This is a genomic window from Paenibacillus tengchongensis (assembly GCF_008973665.1).
GTDB classification, from domain to species: Bacteria; Bacillota; Bacilli; order Paenibacillales; family Paenibacillaceae; genus Paenibacillus_AQ; species Paenibacillus_AQ tengchongensis.
This window is the reverse complement of the sequence record NZ_WACP01000009.1, coordinates 159,794-179,928: the sequence shown is the minus strand read 5'-3', so window position 1 is coordinate 179,928 and position 20,135 is coordinate 159,794. Positions and strand designations below refer to the sequence as shown.

Here is a 20,135-nt window from a genome sequence, read left to right as displayed (position 1 = left end):
CCTTGTTCGTTTTTTCAAACTGCTGCCTGCCTCCGGTAATGCCGGAGACAGGTTAGCTTCAGGTTATTGTTGCTCGATCAGACCGGCTTTGCTCAGCAATTCGTAGAGAGCAGCAGCGGCCGTCTCACGGGTTGCCGGAGCAGTCGGATTGAAGTTGTTGCCCACATCTGCGCCGACAATACCTGCGGCAGACAGAACCTGCAGGCTGTCCTTGGCATAAGAGGCAATCTTCGCGCTGTCGGCGTAAGTGATGATGGACGGATTAGCTGGCTTCAGCTCGGTTCCGGTCAGCTTCAGCGCTCTGTCCAGAATCACGGCCAGCTCTTGACGCGTTACATTCTGGGTTGGTGCAAATTTGCCATTGCCGATACCCAGAATAAGTCCGGCCTTAGAGGCGGCTGCTACATCCCCGGCATACCAGGCGGACGCACTTACATCAGTGAAGTTCACGTTCACGTCTGTGCGCAAACCAAGCGCCCGGGTTAACAGTGCGGTAAATTCAGCACGGGTCAGGTTGCTCTTCGGCGAGAAGGTTGTGGCCGAAGTCCCCTGGATAATCAGTTTGTTGGCCAGGGCCTGGATAGCGGCAGCCGAACTTGAGGCTGCAGTATCCGTAAAGGCTGCGGCCGGTTTGCTTACTGCGGCATAAGTCGAGAAGCCCGGACGGGTTACAGTAACCAGTGTAGTTCCGTCGGCTTGTGTTTTGAATACGGAAGCGACTGGAGTTACCACACCGTCTTCTTCAAACAGCACGCCTGCGGTCTGCGGCTTGATGTCGCCCGGTACCGTAAAGCTGCGCGGAATGAAGACATTGTTTGGTACTTCGAGATAAGTGCTGCTTGTGGCAGTCGTCCAGGAAGCATCGAATGTAACCGGAGTTCCAATCACGCTGGATCCGGCAACGCTGGCTGTCAGAGTGCCGGCAGCAGCAGGAGCCTGTTTGATATCCAGTTTGAGGTTTCCGCCGGCCGGTGCTTTGGCCAGCAGGGATACCGGCAATGCTACGGAAGAACCGTCAACGCTGACAATAATCTGGCTGTCGCTGTGGATCGCGGACAGCTGTGCTACCTGAGAAGCGCTCAGTACCAGTTCAGCCGACTTCCCTGTAGTTGACGCCAGCGGGATAATGACAGCTGTCTTCGTGTTCGCGGCATTGGCCAGTGCAGTCTTCAGATCATTGTCGGAGACGCTGATCGTTGTAACTCCGTCTTGCAATGTAGCCGTAGGTGTAACCGAAACCTGTTGAGCGCCTTCCTCTACAAGCGCTGCAGCGCCGGCTGGAGCCGTCGGAGCTGGTACGACGGTACCGCCGCCACCGCCACCGGTATTGCCGCCGCTGCCGGACGAAGGAATATTGCTGTCAATGTAACGGAAGGAAGTGTAAGTGACATAATACGTATCACCATCTTCGCCTGTATCGACCTTGGCTGGAGTTTCCGAGTTATCTTCGATATTGGCAGCCAAGACTTGAAGCTTGTAAATACCATCAGTTAAAGTTGCGGATACCGGTTGGCCGCTGGTGTCGAGAACCGGATCGCCGTTCTCATCATAAGGATGATACGTGGCGCCGATCACTGTTGTATAGTTGCCCGGCTTGAAGTATTCATCTGCCGAAGAGGTGGCTTCGGCCTTGAAGTAGCCTTTGGTTTCATCATCCAGTCCAACCAAATCCACTTCATAATAGTTAACGTCTTCTGCCTTCAAATTGAAATTGAGGATACTGAACGTATCTTTGTATACGATAGGATTGCTGATCACGGCTTCCTGAACGCCGGTACCTTGATTCGGCTGCTGATCAACAGTATCCACGTGGACGGTGAACGGCAGATGCAGCGTCGGCTGGCCATCCGCTTTCAGGACCACATTGCCTTGATAGGCCAGATCCGGATCGGCATCGGCGGATACGTTAACTTTCAAGTTAAAGTCCGTCGTACCATAAGCCGCAGCGGTTACGGTTTCCTGGTTCAGCGTTGCAGTAACCTCGTCGTCACCATAATTCCATTCTACAGAAGCGGTATAAGTCAGCTCGCCGTTGCTTACATTCTTAAGCTGCAGCGTCTTGCTTGCTTCAGAGCCCGGCAGCAGTACGCCGAAGCCGGTGGACGGGTTGTAGTTGGTTACATCCTGCCAGTTGTAACTTTCGTCCAGAATGCGGATATCCTCGACGGCCTGCAGCAGTGCAGGGGTCAGGATAGCATTCTCGACATTGGCGCGGCCCGGACCTTGGAGATACAGATCCTGAGGATTTCCGTTATAATAAACATAATCTGCAGTATTGGCAAGTACAGCCCGGACATCGAACGGCGTATATTCCGGATGTGCCTGTTTGATCAACAATGCAAGACCTGCAACATGCGGTGTAGCCATGCTTGTTCCGCTGATGCGGTTGTAAGCCTCGCTGTAGTCACCACGGTAAGCCGGCCATGTAGAAAGTACGGCGTAGCCTGGTGCGGTAATGTCCGGCTTAATGCTCAGGTTGCCGTCAACATTTGGACCCGCGGAAGAGAAATACACTATAGAGTCGCCTTCGGTGGCTTGTGGCTCATACTCCCCTTTAAATGTGAAGTATACATCCTCACCATCATGGGCCAGAATCTCTTTTGCCAGCTGACGTCCGACCGTTCCTTGGAGATCAATGGTCGGGATGAACTCATAGGAATCGCCTTGAATGGAATTGATATATCCATTGCGATCGTTCAAATCCAGGTTGGCATCGTACTCCGGGTTGCCGTCTGCGCCGATAACGGGATTTCCTTCGTCATCCAGCTTCGGTTTGGCGTTGCCGTTGAAGATCACGATGGCTCTGGCACCCTTGTCTTTGGCATTGGCAATCTTGTCTACAAATGACAGGTCACCGCGGGACACGAGTACAATAGCATCGCTAACGTCCTTACCCTGATAATCTTCAACGTCGCCCAGATCCGCATAGACCACTCTGACAGGATCGGTGCCGATAACCTGGGCCAAGTCAGGTTGTCCCAGTCTAAAGGCCATTACGTTAAATGGCAGGTACGTATCTTGAGTTACCGTGCCGACTTGTGGCTTCAGCTCGCCTGTGAACCATTTTACCGGGCTATCCACGGCCCCGACTGAAATCGCCAGCTGGGAAGCAGCAGGGGAACCCAGAGAGAAATATCCGGCTTCACCGTTGTTCCCATTCGCGATAACGGCGATTACTCCAGACAGAACAGCGTTATTAATGGCGATAATATCAGGAGAATTCACATCCTTCTCGCTGTCGGAGCCGAGGGAGAGGTTGATAACATCCATTCCGTCCCGGACGGCGCGTTCAATACCGTCAATGACCTGGGCAGAGGAGCCGGAAGAGGTGCTTGGATTATCAAGATTACGGCCGAGAACCTTGTAAGCATACAATTCCGCACCAGGTGCAACACCCTTCTGGGATACTTCAAAGGCTTGAGTATACTGCCCGATAATTGTGCCAGCTACATGCGTACCGTGATAGGTACCTGCATAGCCGACACCATAGGGATCTTCTTCTTTAGTGAGCGGTATTTCTTCAAAAGGGTCATCATCCTGATAGAAAGAGTCATACCCGCTTACATAGGCATCTTTAATATCCGGATGATCATAATCTACCCCGGTATCAATGACGCCGACTTTCAGGCCTGCACCGGTGTAACCCTGATCTGCAGCCCAAGTAGCACCGATCTGCTGCAGCGGCGCGATGTCGTTAGTGTAGGTTGCATCTGTAACGGTAACGTCAGGCAGCGCGTACCAGGTGCTGTTCGGATAAATGGAGGTGACACCGGAGATCTTCGCCAGCTCAGGAATCTTGTTGGCAGGAACCGTTACTTCAAAACCGTTAAGTACGGTATCGTACTGGTAGTTGACCGTGAGGTCGATCCCCTTCTTCTCTGCAGACTTCAGCACAGAGCTTTGCTGACTCTGTACGGTGGCTTCCGTTGCTGACTTAGCCAGGGCGCTTAAGCCCTGCTTGGCGGCGTACTGCCCGACAGCAGCCGGCTGGCCGCTCAGCTGTACGATAACGCGGACATCCTTTGAAGAACTGGTGTCGATCTGTGGAGAGATGTAAGATGATTTCGAGCTTTGCGTTAGAGAATTCAATTCGATGGTTGATAATGGCGATTGCAAGCTTCTGGCGGCAAATGCCGAGCCTGGAACCAGACTGGCTGTCACTCCGAGTGACAGGGTCAGGATTGATAGCTTGCGAGGTAGTTTATTCCACTCCAAATGTAATCCCCTCCATGTATGTTTGTGTTCATCCCCATTTTTCCGACCGCTGACGGCAGCTTCCGGATTCTCCTTTATACTAATCCTCTTAATTTCCGTCTAATCTAGTGGGAAAAATATTAAGAAGATTTTACCACCGGTAAAATGTAAAATCCACTGCAAATTCATCTCTCTTTTGAATTAATTTAAGATAGTTGACATCGACCTATCAAAGGAATAGTTCTATTGGCGTATAATTCAGAAAGATAAGGAAGTCCTGCGACCGTATAATGACTAAAAAGTCAGGAAAGATAACATACTTTAGTAGGAGGCAGTGTCAATGAATTAAAGGGTTGAAATGTGAAAATGATGTAACTATATGTAGAAATATAAGAAAAATCGTCTATACCCGATAATCTATGTCGGAAATATGCTGTGAATTTCGATTTGCAGGGGTTTCGTAAATGCGCATAAAAAAATAATACCTCCGCACAATAATCAGGGATCGTTTAATGCTTGCCATTTCAAGTGGAAAGTAGGGATAGCCTTGTCGGAAAAAAGTATACTTGCCTACTTCAAATCCCCGGAGGAGGCTGAGGGGGTATCGCGGAAGCTGCAGGCGCTGCGTGTGATTGACATGTCCATCGACAGCTTCAGCAAATATCCCGGCGGCGCCCAATATTCGGGGAATAATCCGCTAACCGGAGATATTCCCAGCTTGGCAGTGATGACGCTGAATTCGGCGATGGACAGCCATTCGGCGGGGATTCTGGCGGCAGCGGATGCCAGCGCAAGCGGGATGTCCCACGGCGGCGACGGCGGACCTACCGGGCGCAATATTCTGCTTACAGTTGTAATTGATGCTGAAGTCCATGACCAGGCCCTGCGGATTATTGAAGAAGCCGGGGGATTGATTTAGCCTCAACAGCATAAAAGAACGGGAGATGAATGACAATGGACCGGGAAAATTCAAAGATTTTCTCCAAAACCGACAAAATGAAAATGCTGTACGAAGCCAAAGCTGAGGATGTGGAATTCTCGGCAGCGGAAGCCGACGCCGAGGATCTGGAGGCGCAGGTCCGTGCACAGGAAGCGGATAACCGCCAGCTGCACGAGATTTTGAAGAAGGAATAGCCGGCCATCGAGACCTTGCGGTAGCAGCCTGTGCCATGCGGCACAGGCTTTTTGGCGTTATCGTATCTAAATATAGAAGTAAAAGTCATAGTAACATTAGCCTTCTGTGATAAAATTTACATAATGCTGTATATTATTTTGCAGAAAGAGGTAACCAAAGACACAATGAAAAATAACGACAAGACCAAGTCCTTGTCCCCCCTGAACCGCAGTACCAGGCAACAAGCCAAAAGGCGTAAGCAAAGAAAAAAGAAGTGGGGCTTGATTCTTCTGGGCTTTGTGGCAGCGGCGGGCCTTCTCTCTTTTATTTTCCGCAAAGAAATAATGCTGTTCGGATTTGATCATGTGGTGGCGCCGACCGTGGCAGAAACGCTTGACCAATCCTATGTTTCCCTGGATGGCAATCATACGCCGGACAACGACGAAGCCGTCTCCCGGGATGAGAACGCCCCTTTCTCCCTCCTTCTGCTTGGAACCGATCAGCGGAAGAATGAGAATGGTCTGTCGGACTCCATCATTTATACCGTCGTGCGGCCCAAAGACGATAAGGCATTATTCGTTTCTATTCCCAGGGACTCTTATGCAGCTATTATCGGAGCAGACAAGGTCAAGGGAGCCAGAAGTGAGACGAAGATTAATGCTGCCCATTCTTATGGCGGGCCGCAGATGAGTGTGGATACCGTAGAGAATTTGCTGGATGCGCCCATCGATTATTTTGCCACGATCAATTTCCACGGGCTGGTGGATGTCGTGGATGCACTGGGCGGGGTGAAGCTGCCGATCACCAAGGTGATTGAGAATAAGAACCCGGCTCATGAGAAGCTGCGGATTGAACCGAATAAACCGATTTACTCGGGCGAAGAAGCGCTGATGTATGTCAGATACCGCGAGGATTCCGATTTCAAGCGGACGGAGCGGCAGCGGATCTTCCTGAAGGCTGTGCTGGATCGGATGAAAAATATCAACAATATTATGAGTATTAAGGATATTATGGGGATCGCCGGCGAGAATTTCAAAACCAATATGAAGGCCGATTTCATGCTCGATCTGGCAAAGCTGGTGATTTTCGAGAACGGGACGCCTGAGATCACCAGCCATATGCTGCAAGGCACCGACAAGCGGACGGACCAATGGTATTATATCCTGGATGAAGATGACGTACAGCAAACCCATGATTTAATCGAATTATGGCTAAATCCGGATACGGAGGAGAGTGCGCTGACAGCTGCAGACAGTGGGGAGGCTGCCACGGAGTAGCAAGGAATGGGAAGGAATAAACGGTCTATTGCCGGCATATCGGTATAGACCGTTTTTATGTTGTTGCGGGACGGCAAAGCAGTGATTAGAAACAGCCGTTTACTGTGCATGCTCAAAGGCTCTGGATTCATCAAAGAACAACCGGCTCTCCGCAATTTGAATACGGGCAGTGATTCCGGTATCCGGCATGTCCTCGTGGGTAACGAGCAGAATCAGGCGGGTCTGCGCTTCTTGAAGCAGAAATTCTCTGAGCCGGGCCGCAGTATCTTTGTCCAGATTGACAAAAGGCTCGTCAAGCAGCCAGACGGTCTTATCCCACTGATTCACGAGGAACCGGGCCAATGCGACTTTTTGCTGCTGGCCGAGTGACAGATTGAGGGGCTGCAGGTGGATGGTCTGATGGAGAAAGCCGATATCCAGCATGCCGGCAACGCTTTGGAGATGATCCACAGACTCCGGCGCTGAGCCGAACCATATATTATCCAGAACGGTTCCTTCTATATATAAACATGGTGATTTGAAATAAGCCACTGTCTTCTTCGGGCGGAGAGAAACCGGAAGATCAGTCTCAAGCCCGGCGAGATTGTCCAGCAGCGTAGTTTTGCCGCTTCCGTTCCTGCCCTGCAGCAGGAAGAGGCCCGATTGGCCTAATGTCAGCGATTCGGAGCGGAACAGGAGCTGCCCTCCACGGTATACGGCTCCTTCGTGTATGGCTGCCGCAGCAATTTCCGGTCCGGATAAAATGCCGTATTCATATGTCTCCGGAATCACATCCAGCACAGTCCGGAACCGGTCCAGATAAGGCAGGACATTGTTTTGTTCCACCCAAATCCCGGCGATATCCTGCATGGCGGAGAACAGCAGAGCAATGAACTGGGTAATGAAAATCGCCGTTCCAATCGTCGACCAGCCAAGTAAAATGAATACCGCGCCTGTGCCGTAAATCAGAATGGGGACAATATCCGTCAGGAAGGCCGGCACCTGGGCCAGCAGAGTGTACCAGAAGTTGTACCGGATCCGTTTGTTCTCCCAATCCTTCATACTCTCATCCGCATAGTCCACAAGGAACGCTTCTTTGCGGTAGAGCCGGGCTTGAATCTTCCCGTCCAGCAGGGTGCGGATCCTCCGGGTAAGTCCATCGATCGATATCCGTTCAGCCTCGATGGATTGCTGAAAGCGACCGGTGTTGAAGAGGGCGGCGAGGCCGTACAGTCCAAGCGAGACCAGTACAACAATCCCGAAGGGCCAGGAGATGAAGAACAGGATAACCAGATATACCGCGACCTGCAGCATGCATTTCCAAATGAGACAGGCGTTGATAAAGGCTGCTGAGATGACTCCCGTCTCCGCGTAGACGGCATTGAACAGCAAATCCTTATCCAATGAGCCGTACTGCCGGGGAGAAAGCTTCATCACGTGAAGCAGCTGTTTCTTCCTGAAACTATTGGAAAGGCGGGTAGCCAGGCGGTCGCCGCTGTATTGAATGCAGTAAAAGGTGAACAAATGCACCAGGAGCACGGCGACACCGCTTACGATTAGCCATAGGACTACATCACGGACCAACATCTCAAGCAGAATGTCGTCAAACAGGTATTTGACGAGAAAAGGTACGATCAGTACAATTCCCGCATTGAGATACTGAAAGATAAGGTACTTGCGGAGTTCGAACTGCAAAGGCCCGTCCAAGGGCTTCAGTGAAGCATATTTTTTAAACATCGCACGCCTCTTCTCACGATCCGGCCAAGGCGCCGGCGCCGATTTGTTCCTGATAATAAAGCTTGAGCAATTCCAGGAAAATATAGCGTTCAGGGATGCATTCATCCTCGCCCATTGCTTCCAGTTTGCTGCATCCGCCCATGCAAAGCGGTAATAACCGGCAGCTCAGGCATTTGTCCTTGGCAAAAATATTGCGCTCGACCATCTCCGAAGGCCGTTCATCCGTGATGCTGCCGTTCTCTCCCAGCAACCCGAGCGAATATTCCGGCGTAAAATCCGAAGCGGTGCAGATGTAAAGATTCATATCCGGTCCGACGACCGCCGTATTCCGTTTCTCAAAATCACAGTGTACTTTCTTAAGAACCGTATAACGCGGCAGCGTCAGACCTTTATCCGCCAGCAGCCGGTATACGTCCAGCAGCTGGGCGGCATAATCTTCTTTACTTGCGAAGTAAACGCCGGACTCGTCTTCAGCATTGCCGTTGTAATTGTGAACCTTCTGAAAGTTGAGCTCCAGTCGGGGATGATAAAGCATTTCCGCCGCTTCCAGTCCCTCCAGAAATGGCTTAATATAGTGGATGTTCACCTGGGTCACATTGTAACGCAGGGTAACATGGATGCGGGCCGAGCGCACCAGCAGTTCCCGGAGGTTACGGAAAATGGCTTCATAGGTTCCCGAGCCGTTTTTCAGCTGCCGGGAGCGGTTGTGCAGCTCGGCCGGGCCGTCAAGTGTGACCTGTATGCTGCTGATCCGGGTCTCGCGCTCCAGCCGGTCGATGACGGGGGACTTCAGCAGGTACCCGTTGGTTGTAATGGAGCTGAAGTAAGAAAGGTGCGGATACTGGGCGGAAAGCTCTTTGAACCACTCCTCCATGGTAAAGATGACTTCCATATTCAGCAGAGGTTCGCCGCCGAACCAGTGTACTGTCAATTGGGTGACGCCGGTTGCCAGCTTCGCGAGAACGAAGGACTGGAGTTTCCGTATTCCGTCCGCTTCAAGGTTCTTGACGCTGTGATTCTGATAGCAGTAAGTGCAGGCGAAATTGCAGCCGGTGGACGTCTGAATCACCAGGTGCAGCTCATGCCCGTTGCGTTTGGCGGTAAAGTGGTCCTGACGCAGTGCTTTCAGCTCATCTGCCCCGTCTTCAATAATAAATCCCATTTCATGCAAGGCTGCTGCTTCTTCGGAAGTAAGATCAAGCCGGTCAAAGCGCCGGTACAAGGAGTCATCCAAAGTAACCAGATAATCGGTCCGGGTATTATACAGCAGTCTTTCGCTATTCGGCAGTGCCAATTCCATATTATAAAAAGAGTGTTTCATAGGTATCCTCCGCTGGATTAAAATAATAGACGGCTGCCTCTACTAAAGAGGCAGCCGCACAGGGACTAGTTCTTGATTACGCCAGCGCAACAGTTGGCCAGAGCCTTCTTCTCATTGGCTACTGGTTTACGGACAACATTCAACATCAAATCCACCTCCGCTCTATTAACTTGATAAAATGGTAAATAGAGTATTATTTCTAGATGTTGGTATAATTATATATTATAATCTATCAATGGTAAACAATTAAAATTTTACCTGTTTTCCTATGCCTCGTCCCTCTCTTAATCAAAATTTTAAGCAGTTTTCATCGCAATTTAAGCTTGGGGCTTTATATTCATCCTATGACCCCCTTACAATAGACCTTGGCCCCGCCGGTGACCGGCGGGGTCCTTTTTTTCTCCCCTTACTTAAAAATAGAGGATTTATTTTCACAATAGTGTCGATTAAGTATGAATTATGTCGATATATATACTAATGTTCTTCCGGAACGGCGGAAAGAAGAAAGGGGGGCCAGGAGTGGAACATATGCATGCTTCTCATGACTTGATACTTGTCCTGTTCTCATATGTAATTGCAGTTGCGTCTTCGTACACAGTGCTGGATCTAGCGGCCAGCGCAGGCCAAGCCAGAGGGATCCGGAGGTGGCGGTGGCTGGCCTTCGGCGCCGTTCTGATGGGAATGGGGATCTGGTCGGCGCATTTTATCGGAATGCTGGCGCTGAATCTGCCCGTACCGGTAAAATATAATTTGCTGAAAGTGCTGCTGTCGATTACGGCTGCAGTACTCGGTTCATTCCTTGCGCTGGCGGTGATCGCCCGCTTCCGGGCCGGATTGCGGCAACTGCTCGGCGGAGGGATTTTGCTGGCGGCGGGCATTGCCGGAATGCATTACATCGGAATGTCGGCCATGCAGATCGGGATTGTATACCGTTACGGCTATGTGGTGCTCTCAATCGCCATTGCTTACGCTGCAGCCTACGCGGCACTGTGGCTGAGCTTCTCGGCAATGACCGGAAACGAAAAGCAGAGTGGCTGGAGGAAGCTCGGCGGGGGACTGATTTTAGGGGCGGCCATTGCAGGCATGCATTATACAGGAATGCTCGCGGCGCAATTTGAACCGGATCATATGCACGGAGATTTGCCCGGAGTAGTACTGGAACAGAAGTGGCTGGCGTATATCATTGCCGGAGGCATGCTGTTCACGCTGTGGCTGTCACTGATCGGTTTAAATATTTCGCGGCGCTTCTCCCGTAAAGATACGAAGATACTGGTGAATGAAAAATGGTACCGCTCCCTGTATGAGAATAATCAGGATGGGATTCTGTCCGTAGACCTTGAATTGCGGATTATCGGGTTCAATCCCGCCGCATCCCGGATTACCGGGATAAACCAGGAGACGCTGGAGGACCGCAGCCTCGATTTCTTTCTTAACATCGTTGTAGAAGAAGAGCGCGGCCGTATGCATGAATTGTTCAGCCGCTCTTTTGGCGGAGAGTACATCGGTTATGAAACAACGATTGTTCATCAGGAGGGGCACCGGGTGGATATCAGTGTCATCAACGCCCCCGTTACGGTGGACGGGCAGGTGGTTGGAACCTATGTCATTGCCAGAGATGTGACGGAGGACAAGCAGGTCAAGGAACGGAATCATTACCTGGCCTTTCACGATGAGCTGACCGGTCTGCCGAACCGGCGGATGTTCAATCAGCTGCTGGAGCAGGCTATTGAGGCCCATAGCGGGAAGCAGGAGCCCTTCGGGGTGATGGTGCTGGACCTCGACCGCTTCAAAATGATCAACGACTCGCTGGGCCATCTCTACGGTGACCTGTTCCTGCAGGAGATGAGCAACCGCATCAGGAACAGTGTGGTGAACGAGAATGTGATTCTGGCCCGCCTCGGCGGGGATGAGTTCGCGCTGCTGTGCCGGTTCACCCGCAAGCAGATGAATGTTACCGACATCGCCGAAGCGATGATTGCCGCCGTGGCCCAGCCCTATCATTTAAAAGAACGGGAATTTTATGTAACGATGAGCATCGGCATCGCCTTTTATCCGTATCACGGCCAAGATCCCGTCCAGTTGCTGAAGAATGCCGACACTGCAATGTATGAGGTGAAAAAGAACGGCAAAAATGACTATCATTTCTTCTCCGAGGAGTTAAACGGAGAATTGCTGGAACGGCTTGAGCTGGAGGGGGATCTGCGCAAGGCGCTGGAGCGGAATGAATTCGTGCTGCATTACCAGCCGCAGGTCCATGAGGAACGCAAAGCCATCGTCGGCGTAGAAGCGTTGATAAGGTGGCAGCATCCCCAGCGGGGCCTGCTCTCGCCGGCGGTCTTTATCCCGCTCGCCGAAGAAATGGGGCTGATTGTGGAGCTAGGCAAATGGGTTCTGCGCGAAGCGTGCCGGCAGATGCACAGGTGGCATGAGGCTGGCGGGCCCCTTGTCCCGGTGGCGGTCAACCTTTCGTCGCAGCAGTTCCATCAATACAATCTGCTGGAGGAGATCGTGGGCATCCTGAAGGAGAGCGGGCTTGCCCCGGAATATTTGGAGCTGGAAATTACCGAAAGCATGATGATGAACGCGAATATCTCTGCCGAGGTGCTGAGCGGGCTGGTCAAAACCGGAATCCGCATCAGCCTCGACGATTTCGGAACCGGCTACAGCTCGCTCAGCTATTTGAGGCTGTATCCGATCCATAAGGTAAAAATCGACCGCTCGTTCATCCGGGATATCGTGACCGGCGGTGAGGACCAGGCGATCGTCTCGGCGATTATCACCTTGGCCCGTCATTTAAAGATGGATGTAATCGCGGAAGGCATTGAAACCCGGGAACAGCTGGACATTCTGCTGGATGGCGGCTGCCGCGAGTTTCAGGGCTATTATTACAGCCGGCCGTTGCCTGCTCATGAAATGGCTGATATGTTTCTGCTTGCTGCACGGACCTCATAGGTCCGTCAGAGTGTCGAGAAAGTCCAGGGGACTTTTCGACACTTCTATTTTTATGTGGGGAGACTCAACTCTCTAATCAAAAATCGATTTAAAACGCTCTGAGGACCCTGTTTTTTAGACCACCAAGACAGTTTTAAACCCCCTGCAAAAAAACAGGGGGTTTCTCGACAGCCTGACGGACCTCATAGGTCCGTGTTTTTTGTTGAAGAAAATTATTTTATACTTGGAAGAATGAACCTTTTCAGGCCGGCGGTTGTTTAATAGACAGTTTGATCAGAAAGGGAGTGACCATTTGGAGAGCAACCGGAAGTTGTTCGAGACCTACAGCAAGGAGGTCTACCGAACCTGCTATTTCATGGTGCATGACGCCCGTGATGCCGAGGATCTGTGCCAGGAGGTGTTCATCACCGCGTTTCGCAGTCCCTGGCGGGAAGTGGAGTATTTGCGGGCATGGCTGCTGAAGATTGCCGTCAATGCCTGCCTGAACCATCTGAAGCGCAGCCGCAGCCTGGCGCGGAAGGTGTCAGAGCATGCGTACATGCTTGCGGGAAAAGAAATGAAAGCGCCGGAGCGGGCCGCGGAGGAACGTGAACAGGCGGAGCGGATTGCGGAGGCGATGAACCGGCTGCCGGCCCAAATCCGTGCCGTGCTGACGCTGCGCTACATGCATGACTTCAGTTTGGCCGACATCGCCGAGGCCTTGTCTATTCCGCTCGGAACAGCCAAGTCCAGGCAGCACAAAGGACTGAAGCTGATGAAAGAACTGCTGAAGGATAGCGGAATGCTTGAGAGTGAAGGGGGAAACGGTGGATATGAACAAGCTGGAACATATACTGAAGCGGCGGTTAAATAAGGAAGAGGGTGTGCCGTATCCGGATTTCAATGCAATGTGGGAACGGCTGGGGCAGGAGGAGCATGCTTCAGCAGAGGCGAGGACAGCCGGTTCCAATCCGGCACGGCCCCGGAGTATGCGGAGAATGGCAGCTCCGGGCGCCGGCACAATGCTCAACTGGCGGAGGATGGCCGCTGTAGCTTCGCTCGGCGCGCTGCTGGCTGCTGCACCGGTATACGCGGCCATTCAATATTATGACTGGTCTCCGATGCTGGGCCTAAGAGAAGGCGTTCAAACGGCACTGGACCAAGAGCTGGGACAGCAGCTGGAGCAGTCCGTCAACCATGACGGAAACACCCTTACGCTGCATACGGCAGTAGTTGATGAGAACCGGACCGTCATCCTGTTTTCGCTGGAGGTGGGTGAGCGGAATCCGGATGTTTACTTGCAGTTTCCCGATGCTTCACTGAAAAGTGCAGACGGTAAGACTGCTGAAGACAGTATGAATTACGTGGTTTGGGATGAAGAAGCGCAGCGGTACAGCGGTTTATTTGAAAGCGACTGGGCGCCTGAGCACAAGACGGAGCAGGTTACATTGACTTTTCCCGCCTTGACGGCAACCAGTATACAGGAAGTAGACTTGCCGTTTGATATCAGCAACCCTGCAAAGCAGAGCTTTGATATCTCTCAGGGAGGCATTGGAACCATTGAGGTCCAGCCTTTTGACTCCGGTCAAGAAGTCATGCTCTCCACTGCGGTAACTTTTACGGAGCCGGATGCGAAAGAAACAGTTGCTCCGGAAATCACAGTAAGCCTTGGCGGGAATCCGGTGCAGCAGCTACCAAAAGGGAAGTTCGGCGCGCCGGGGGACAACGGCGAATATACGATGCTGCAGTATTTTAAGACAGAGGATTTCGCGAAGGGAGAGCCGGTCTTTAAGCTGCAATACAGCAAATTAGAGAAGCGGATCGAGACTCCGTTTACCTTTGATTTAACGCTGAGCAAGAAGCAGATGGAGCAGAGTACAATTAAAGCGGCGGTGAATAAGCCGCTGGAGGCCGGAAGCGATGTAGCGGCCATCGAGAATCTGGTGGTTACACCGACGCAAATCCGCGTAAATGTGCGGACTAAGGATAGTAATCAGCCGGCATACCGCCAGTACTTGCTTAAGGTCGGCGGACGGACGCTGGAGACATCCGGATATAGGGGCTATAACAGGAACGATCCGCACCTTTACGGGCTGGCCTTTGAGCGTCCGAAGGATCTGACAATCAACGCTGACACTCCGATTACCCTCGTTGGCCGCTATAGGGTCACAGAACATAAGGGCGACAAGGAAGCGCTGCTGCTGACCAATATATCCGAAACGAGACAAACGCTCATTCATCAGACAGGCGGCTATCCCGTGATGTGGACCTATTATATACAGGGCAATGATTTGTTTGTGGAAACGTACAGCGACGACGGCCGTTTCGGCGGCGTCAACCAGACGCATATCGGTTTGGGCAAGAATAAGCTTCTCGGGATGCCTGTAACGGTGAATTTTAGCGGAGACGGGGATAACAAAGTTGTGGAGGTGTATAAGGAGTTCAAGGGTACGGAAGCATCCGTCTACATGTTCTCCTATACCACTGATGATCCGGAAAAAGAAACACGCGTGCAACTCCTTCCGTGAGGATGCCGCGATAAGTGGAAGAACGTTCGGGTTCCCTGGGAGCCCGGGCGTTTTTTTACTGTTAAAGAAAGTTTATACCGAGGGTAAACAGGCTGGTATTTTGCCTGGTGTTCATTTATCTTAAGAAGAGCCGGATCGCGGGCGGAAATCCCGGGTCCATTCTATCTTTTGCAGGCCAAGGAGGACATGCCGATGAACCGCGCCCGTTGCGGCTGGGTCAACAAGGACCCGCTGTATATCGCCTATCACGATGAGGAATGGGGCAAGCCGCTTTATGACGACCGCAGGCTGTTTGAGCTGCTGATGCTGGAAGGGATGCAAGCGGGTCTGAGCTGGTACACCGTCCTGAAGAAGCGCGAGCGTTTCCGGGAGGTATTTGACGGCTTTGATCCGTTAAAAATTGTACAGTATGACGCCGCCAAGCTGGAAGAGCTGATGAAGGATCCCGGCATCATCCGCAACCGGCTGAAGATTGCCGCCATCGTCCGCAATGCGGGCGTGTATTTGCAGATTTGCAGTGATGAGGGCAGCTTTGCCCGTTATGTATGGAGCTTTGCCGGCGGCAAGCCGCAGGTCAACGCCTGGCGTGACCGCAGCGAGGTGCCGGCCACAACCCCGGCCTCGGACGCCATGAGCAAAGCTCTGACCCGCAAGGGGATGAAATTTGTAGGCTCCACTATCTGCTACGCCTTCATGCAGGCTTCCGGCATGGTGGACGACCATACGCTGGACTGCTTTTGCCACGGCAAGGGGGCTGCAGCCGGCAGTTAACCCGTTATTTGGCGCACCCTGCCCATGTAATGGTATACTGTAGAAGTTGTAAGAAGCTGCACTGAAGGATTTAGCAACAAAACTAAGCGTATGCTTCCGATGCAAGTTTTGTAGAAGCTGCACTGAAGGATTTAGCAACAAAACTTTTAGGAGGACCCATAATGTTATGGCATGAATTGACGGTACATACAACGGAAGAGGCGCAGGAGATGGTATCCAATCTGCTGTATGAGGCCGGAGCAGGCGGGGTGTCCATCGAGGAATCCGGCTCGCTGAGCAAGACCAGGGAGACACGTTACGGCGAGCTTTACGATGAGCCGCTTAATGATATTCCGCTCGGGGAAGCAGTAATCAAAGGCTACTACTCCCAAGAGACGGACATGGAAGAGGTGGTCCGCGAGGTCACGCCGCGCGTCGAAGAGCTGCGCTCCTTCGGGATTGATCCCGGCAAAGCGCTGATCTCCTGGAGAACGGTGGACGAGGAAGACTGGGCACATGCCTGGAAGCAGTACTTCAAGCCGCTGCGGGTATCGGAGCGCCTGACGATCAAGCCCACCTGGGAGGAATACACGCCTTCGTCGCCGGAAGAACGCATTATTGAGCTGGACCCCGGGATGGCTTTCGGCACCGGTACCCATCCTACGACGGCGCTCTGCCTGCGCGCCCTGGAGAAGCATATCAGCGGCGGCGAGGAAGTGATCGACGTGGGCACAGGCTCCGGTATTCTGGCGGTAGGGGCGGTGCTGCTCGGCTCCGGTCCGGTGCTGGCGCTTGACCTTGACCCGGTAGCCGTGGAGAGCGCCCGGCAGAATGTGGCGCTGAACGGCCTGGAACAGGCCATTACGGTGAAGGAGAGCGATCTGCTGTCGCTGCTCGGCGGCAGCGGAGCTATGGATACGGATGCGGCCGGGCTGTGGCCTTCGGCACGGCAAGAGCACCGCGGGGATGCGGGCGAAGCCGTTCAAGGTGCGGAGGTGGAGGAAGCTCTTGGCGTGTCCCTGCCGGTACGGATTGTAGTAGCGAATATTTTGGCTGAGATTCTGGTGCTATTTACAGATGACGTTTACCGGGCGCTGCAGCCCGGCGGCGTATATATCAGCTCCGGCATTTATAAGGATAAAGAAGAGCTGGTAGCCCATGCATTGACTGCTTCCGGCTTTGAGATTATGGAAGTATCCCGTGAAGAAGACTGGGTGGCGTTTACAGCCGGAAAGAGGTAAATATGGAGTTCTTGGAAAGTATATTGATCGTTCCGCTGGAACAGCTGCCGTTTCTGCTCATCACGCTGGTGATTGCATTTTCGGTGCATGAGTTCAGCCATGCCTATTTCGCGAACAAGTTCGGCGATCCGACGGCGCGGCTGCTGGGACGGATGACGCTGAACCCGGCTGTGCATTTTGATTTCTTCGGTATTCTGCTGCTGCTGATCGCCGGCTTCGGCTGGGCGCGGCCGGTTCCCGTAAACCGCGAGAACTTCAGCCGTCCGCGGCTGATGGGGATTATCGTCTCGGCGGCCGGCCCGCTCAGCAACTTGCTGCTCGGTATTCTCGGAACGCTCATTTATGCCGCGCTGGTGGCCACAGGCGTGTTCGATTCCGTGTCGAACGATAAGGTGCTGCAGGCGCTATACTGGTTCTTCGGTAATTTTATTCAATGGAATTTCTTCCTGTTTGTCTTTAACCTGATTCCGCTGCCGCCGCTGGACGGCTACCGGATTATCGAGGATCTGGCCCCGCGGCCGCTGCGCGGAAAATTACAGCAGCATGAAACCATGTTATCCCTGCTGTTTCTGCTGATTGTGTTTATCCCGCCGCTGCGCGCTTATACCATTGCTCCGCTGACCGGCTGGGCGAGCACGATGTCGCTGGATTTCCTGCAATTATTCTTTAAATTATTCGGAGTATAAAGCATAATTCAGGGTGGTCAGCCTAGCTTAAACATTGTATGATGTTATGTGTTATTTTTAGCCGAGTTGTATGGTGTGTCAGAAGCGGCGGCCGTCGTCCTGGAAGCATGCAGGAATGCCGCCGCTTTTATGCTGAATATGGAACAGGATGAGGATAAAGATGCAGCGTTATTTCGTAAACCCGGAACAGTTCGGCGCCGATACCGCAGTGATTTGCGGGGAGGATGCCCGCCATATCGCCAAGGTGATGCGCGGCAAGGCCGGAGACAAGCTGATCATCAGCGACGGCGTGCAGCGCGAAGCACTGGCGGAAATCTACGGTATAGAAATCGGCGAAGTTACTGTCCGTATCGTCGAGCCGCTTGCCATGAGCCATGAGCCGCGGCTGAAGGTTACCGTAGCTCAGAGTCTGCCCAAGGGAGACAAGCTGGAGACCGTGATTCAGAAATGCACCGAAATCGGTGCCGTTGCCTTTGCTCCGTTTCTTTCGGAGCGGACAATTGTACAGTACGACGAGCGCAAGGAGGGCAAGCGGCTGGAGCGCTGGCGCAAAATCTGCAAGGAAGCGGCGGAGCAGGCCCACCGCAATATCGTACCCGCTGTGCATCCTCCGGTCAGCTGGAAGCAGCTGCTGGCGGCCTTTAGCGAATACGATGCTGTATATTTCTGTTATGAGAAGGAAGAAGGACTGCAGCTGCGCTCTGCCGTTGCTCCGTGGCTATCGAAGCTAGAACCGGGAGCTTCCGGAACTGTCCTGGTTGTCGTCGGCCCCGAGGGCGGCTTCAGCGAGGCGGAATGCGCGGCGGCCGAAGCCGCGGGTGCGGTATCCGTGGGGCTGGGCAAGCGCATTTTGCGCTGTGAAACGGCGGGTATGGTGGCTGCGGCCTGCATACTATATGAATCCGGAGAAATGGGGGAAGCTTGAACAATGCCATCCGTAGCATTTTATACTTTGGGTTGTAAAGTCAATTTCTACGACACCGAAGCCATCTGGCAGCTTTTCAAAAATGAAGGTTACGAGCAGGTTGATTTCGAAGAGCCGGCCGATGTGTATTTGATCAACACCTGTACGGTGACCAATACCGGCGACAAGAAGAGCCGGCAGATGATCCGCCGTGCCGTGCGCCGCAATCCCGAGGCGATTGTCGCCGTGACGGGGTGCTACGCCCAGACCTCGCCGGGTGAAATTCTGGACATTCCCGGCGTCGATCTGGTCATCGGGAACCAGGACCGCGACCAGATTATGACCCATGTGAACCACATTCAGCAGTCGCGCCAGCCGGTCAACGCGGTGCGTAATATAATGAAGACACGCGAATTCGAGGAGCTGGAGGTACCGGGCTTCGCCGACCGGACGCGGGCATTCCTGAAGATTCAGGACGGCTGCAACAATTTCTGCACCTTCTGCATCATTCCATGGTCGCGCGGACTGTCGCGCAGCCGGGATCCGCAATCCATTGTGAAGCAGGCGCACCAGATGGTGGAGGCCGGCTACCAGGAATTCGTGCTTACCGGAATTCATACCGGCGGCTACGGCGATGATCTGGACAACTACCGGCTGTCCGATCTGCTGTGGGAGCTGGATAAGGTGGACGGGCTGGAACGAGTGCGCATCAGCTCCATCGAGGCCAGCCAGATCGACGACAGGCTGCTGGAGGTGCTCGGCAGCAGCTCCAAGATGTGCCGTCACCTGCACATTCCGCTGCAGGCCGGCCATAATGACGTGCTGAAGGCGATGCGCCGCAAGTATACGACAGAAGAGTATTTTACCAAGATGGAAATGATCCGCAAGGCGATGCCGGATGTGGGGATTACGACCGACGTGATCGTCGGCTTCCCGGGCGAAACGGACGACATGTTCCGGGCCGGCTACGATTTCATGAAGGCGGTCAACTACTCGGAAATGCATGTGTTCCCGTATTCCAAACGGACAGGTACACCGGCGGCGCGGATGACCAATCAGATTGACGAAGAGATTAAGAATGCCCGCGTGCAGGAGCTGATTGATCTGTCCGAGGAGATGCAGCTGGCCTATGCAAAGCGCTTTGTCGGCCAGACGCTGTCCGTTATCGCTGAACGTTCGGCCAAGGATGCGCCGGGACGTGATGTGCAGCACGGCTTCACCGACAACTATCTGCAGGTCTTCTTCGGCGGCGACGATTCGCTGCAGGGCCAGCTTTGTCAGGTCAAGATTACCGAAGCGGGCGTCAATGAATGCAGGGGCGAACTGGTCCGTGTCGGCGGGGGAAGCCTGCAGCCGTCCGCGCGTTAACCGGCGGTAAGCTACTCCGCGTGCCATGCCGCAGTTTTGACCACCAAGTAGGGACGGAACCATCCAAAGCGGTTTTGTGTGAGCGATTCATAAGCCAATTGGAAT

Annotated in this window: 15 protein-coding genes; 11 read left to right on the top strand and 4 right to left on the bottom strand. The window is 53.0% G+C overall.

The window, feature by feature from the left end; genetic code table 11:
* Nucleotides 1-63 precede the first annotated feature (63 nt).
* Entirely contained in the window at nucleotides 64-4,215 is a 4,152-nt protein-coding gene (locus F1381_RS16375; RefSeq protein ID WP_151735921.1) for a S8 family serine peptidase, read from the bottom strand.
* Between the two features lie 526 nt (nucleotides 4,216-4,741).
* Between F1381_RS16375 and F1381_RS16370 the strand changes: the two genes are divergently transcribed.
* Both F1381_RS16370 and F1381_RS16365 read left to right on the top strand, forming a co-directional pair.
* A complete protein-coding gene (locus F1381_RS16370) occupies nucleotides 4,742-5,113 on the top strand; it encodes a hypothetical protein (RefSeq protein WP_151735920.1) in 372 nt (123 codons plus the stop codon).
* A gap of 29 nt (nucleotides 5,114-5,142) precedes the next feature.
* Nucleotides 5,143-5,328 (top strand): YfhD family protein, encoded by a 186-nt coding sequence (locus tag F1381_RS16365; RefSeq protein ID WP_151735919.1) that lies wholly within the window; start codon nucleotides 5,143-5,145, stop codon nucleotides 5,326-5,328.
* Between the two features lie 96 nt (nucleotides 5,329-5,424).
* Here the strand turns inward: F1381_RS16365 and F1381_RS28905 are convergent, their stop codons facing one another.
* A complete protein-coding gene (locus F1381_RS28905) occupies nucleotides 5,425-5,673 on the bottom strand; it encodes a hypothetical protein (RefSeq protein ID WP_246188068.1) in 249 nt (82 codons plus the stop codon).
* On the opposite strand from F1381_RS28905, the gene F1381_RS16360 reads away from it, so the two are divergent.
* Nucleotides 5,653-6,585, top strand: coding sequence for an LCP family protein (locus tag F1381_RS16360; protein WP_246188067.1), 933 nt, complete (start codon nucleotides 5,653-5,655; stop codon nucleotides 6,583-6,585). The two genes, F1381_RS28905 and F1381_RS16360, sit on opposite strands and share 21 nt — an antisense overlap.
* 99 nt (nucleotides 6,586-6,684) lie before the next feature.
* On the opposite strand, the gene F1381_RS16355 is transcribed toward F1381_RS16360, so the two are convergent.
* The gene (locus F1381_RS16355) at nucleotides 6,685-8,301 is read right to left on the bottom strand and encodes an ATP-binding cassette domain-containing protein (RefSeq protein ID WP_187355385.1); all 1,617 of its coding nucleotides are present in this window, start codon (nucleotides 8,299-8,301) and stop codon (nucleotides 6,685-6,687) included.
* A 13-nt stretch (nucleotides 8,302-8,314) separates the two neighbouring features.
* Complete coding sequence (locus F1381_RS16350) at nucleotides 8,315-9,601, bottom strand: radical SAM/SPASM domain-containing protein (protein ID WP_222850451.1); 1,287 nt, start codon at nucleotides 9,599-9,601, stop codon at nucleotides 8,315-8,317.
* A gap of 549 nt (nucleotides 9,602-10,150) precedes the next feature.
* Between F1381_RS16350 and F1381_RS16345 the strand changes: the two genes are divergently transcribed.
* From F1381_RS16345 to mtaB, 8 genes are all read left to right on the top strand, one after another.
* Nucleotides 10,151-12,574, top strand: coding sequence for an EAL domain-containing protein (locus F1381_RS16345; protein WP_246188073.1), 2,424 nt, complete (start codon nucleotides 10,151-10,153; stop codon nucleotides 12,572-12,574).
* 292 nt (nucleotides 12,575-12,866) lie between these two features.
* Nucleotides 12,867-13,427 carry an RNA polymerase sigma factor gene (locus F1381_RS16340; protein ID WP_151735914.1) on the top strand — a complete coding sequence of 187 codons (561 nt, stop codon included), beginning with the start codon at nucleotides 12,867-12,869 and terminating at the stop codon, nucleotides 13,425-13,427.
* Nucleotides 13,387-15,081: a DUF4179 domain-containing protein gene (locus tag F1381_RS16335; RefSeq protein ID WP_151735913.1), complete on the top strand. Its 1,695-nt coding sequence runs from the start codon at nucleotides 13,387-13,389 to the stop codon at nucleotides 15,079-15,081. Before F1381_RS16340 ends, F1381_RS16335 begins: the two co-directional genes overlap by 41 nt.
* Before the next feature lie 192 nt (nucleotides 15,082-15,273).
* Nucleotides 15,274-15,852 carry a DNA-3-methyladenine glycosylase I gene (locus F1381_RS16330; RefSeq protein WP_151735912.1) on the top strand — a complete coding sequence of 193 codons (579 nt, stop codon included), beginning with the start codon at nucleotides 15,274-15,276 and terminating at the stop codon, nucleotides 15,850-15,852.
* 161 nt (nucleotides 15,853-16,013) lie between these two features.
* Nucleotides 16,014-17,072 (top strand): 50S ribosomal protein L11 methyltransferase, encoded by a 1,059-nt coding sequence (gene prmA, locus F1381_RS16325; RefSeq protein ID WP_151735911.1) that lies wholly within the window; start codon nucleotides 16,014-16,016, stop codon nucleotides 17,070-17,072.
* 2 nt (nucleotides 17,073-17,074) lie between these two features.
* The gene (locus F1381_RS16320) at nucleotides 17,075-17,758 is read left to right on the top strand and encodes a site-2 protease family protein (RefSeq protein ID WP_151735910.1); all 684 of its coding nucleotides are present in this window, start codon (nucleotides 17,075-17,077) and stop codon (nucleotides 17,756-17,758) included.
* 160 nt (nucleotides 17,759-17,918) lie between these two features.
* The gene (locus F1381_RS16315; protein ID WP_151735909.1) at nucleotides 17,919-18,683 is read left to right on the top strand and encodes an RsmE family RNA methyltransferase; all 765 of its coding nucleotides are present in this window, start codon (nucleotides 17,919-17,921) and stop codon (nucleotides 18,681-18,683) included.
* 3 nt (nucleotides 18,684-18,686) lie between these two features.
* The gene (gene mtaB / locus F1381_RS16310) at nucleotides 18,687-20,030 is read left to right on the top strand and encodes a tRNA (N(6)-L-threonylcarbamoyladenosine(37)-C(2))-methylthiotransferase MtaB (protein ID WP_151735908.1); all 1,344 of its coding nucleotides are present in this window, start codon (nucleotides 18,687-18,689) and stop codon (nucleotides 20,028-20,030) included.
* Nucleotides 20,031-20,135: the final 105 nt, after the last annotated feature.

Bases quoted from the DNA above. Each gene is read 5' to 3' on its own strand.
- F1381_RS16350 (WP_222850451.1), bottom strand. From the start codon at position 9,601: ATGGAATTGGCACTGCCGAATAGCGAAAGACTGCTGTATAATACCCGG.
- F1381_RS16330 (WP_151735912.1), top strand. From the start codon at position 15,274: ATGAACCGCGCCCGTTGCGGCTGGGTCAACAAGGACCCGCTGTATATC.
- F1381_RS16355 (WP_187355385.1), bottom strand. From the start codon at position 8,301: ATGTTTAAAAAATATGCTTCACTGAAGCCCTTGGACGGGCCTTTGCAG.
- F1381_RS16345 (WP_246188073.1), top strand. From the start codon at position 10,151: ATGCATGCTTCTCATGACTTGATACTTGTCCTGTTCTCATATGTAATT.
- F1381_RS16360 (WP_246188067.1), top strand. From the start codon at position 5,653: ATGCTGTTCGGATTTGATCATGTGGTGGCGCCGACCGTGGCAGAAACG.
- prmA (WP_151735911.1), top strand. From the start codon at position 16,014: ATGTTATGGCATGAATTGACGGTACATACAACGGAAGAGGCGCAGGAG.
- F1381_RS16335 (WP_151735913.1), top strand. From the start codon at position 13,387: ATGAACAAGCTGGAACATATACTGAAGCGGCGGTTAAATAAGGAAGAG.
- F1381_RS28905 (WP_246188068.1), bottom strand. From the start codon at position 5,673: ATGATCAAATCCGAACAGCATTATTTCTTTGCGGAAAATAAAAGAGAG.
- F1381_RS16315 (WP_151735909.1), top strand. From the start codon at position 17,919: ATGCAGCGTTATTTCGTAAACCCGGAACAGTTCGGCGCCGATACCGCA.
- F1381_RS16320 (WP_151735910.1), top strand. From the start codon at position 17,075: ATGGAGTTCTTGGAAAGTATATTGATCGTTCCGCTGGAACAGCTGCCG.
- F1381_RS16365 (WP_151735919.1), top strand. From the start codon at position 5,143: ATGACAATGGACCGGGAAAATTCAAAGATTTTCTCCAAAACCGACAAA.
- mtaB (WP_151735908.1), top strand. From the start codon at position 18,687: ATGCCATCCGTAGCATTTTATACTTTGGGTTGTAAAGTCAATTTCTAC.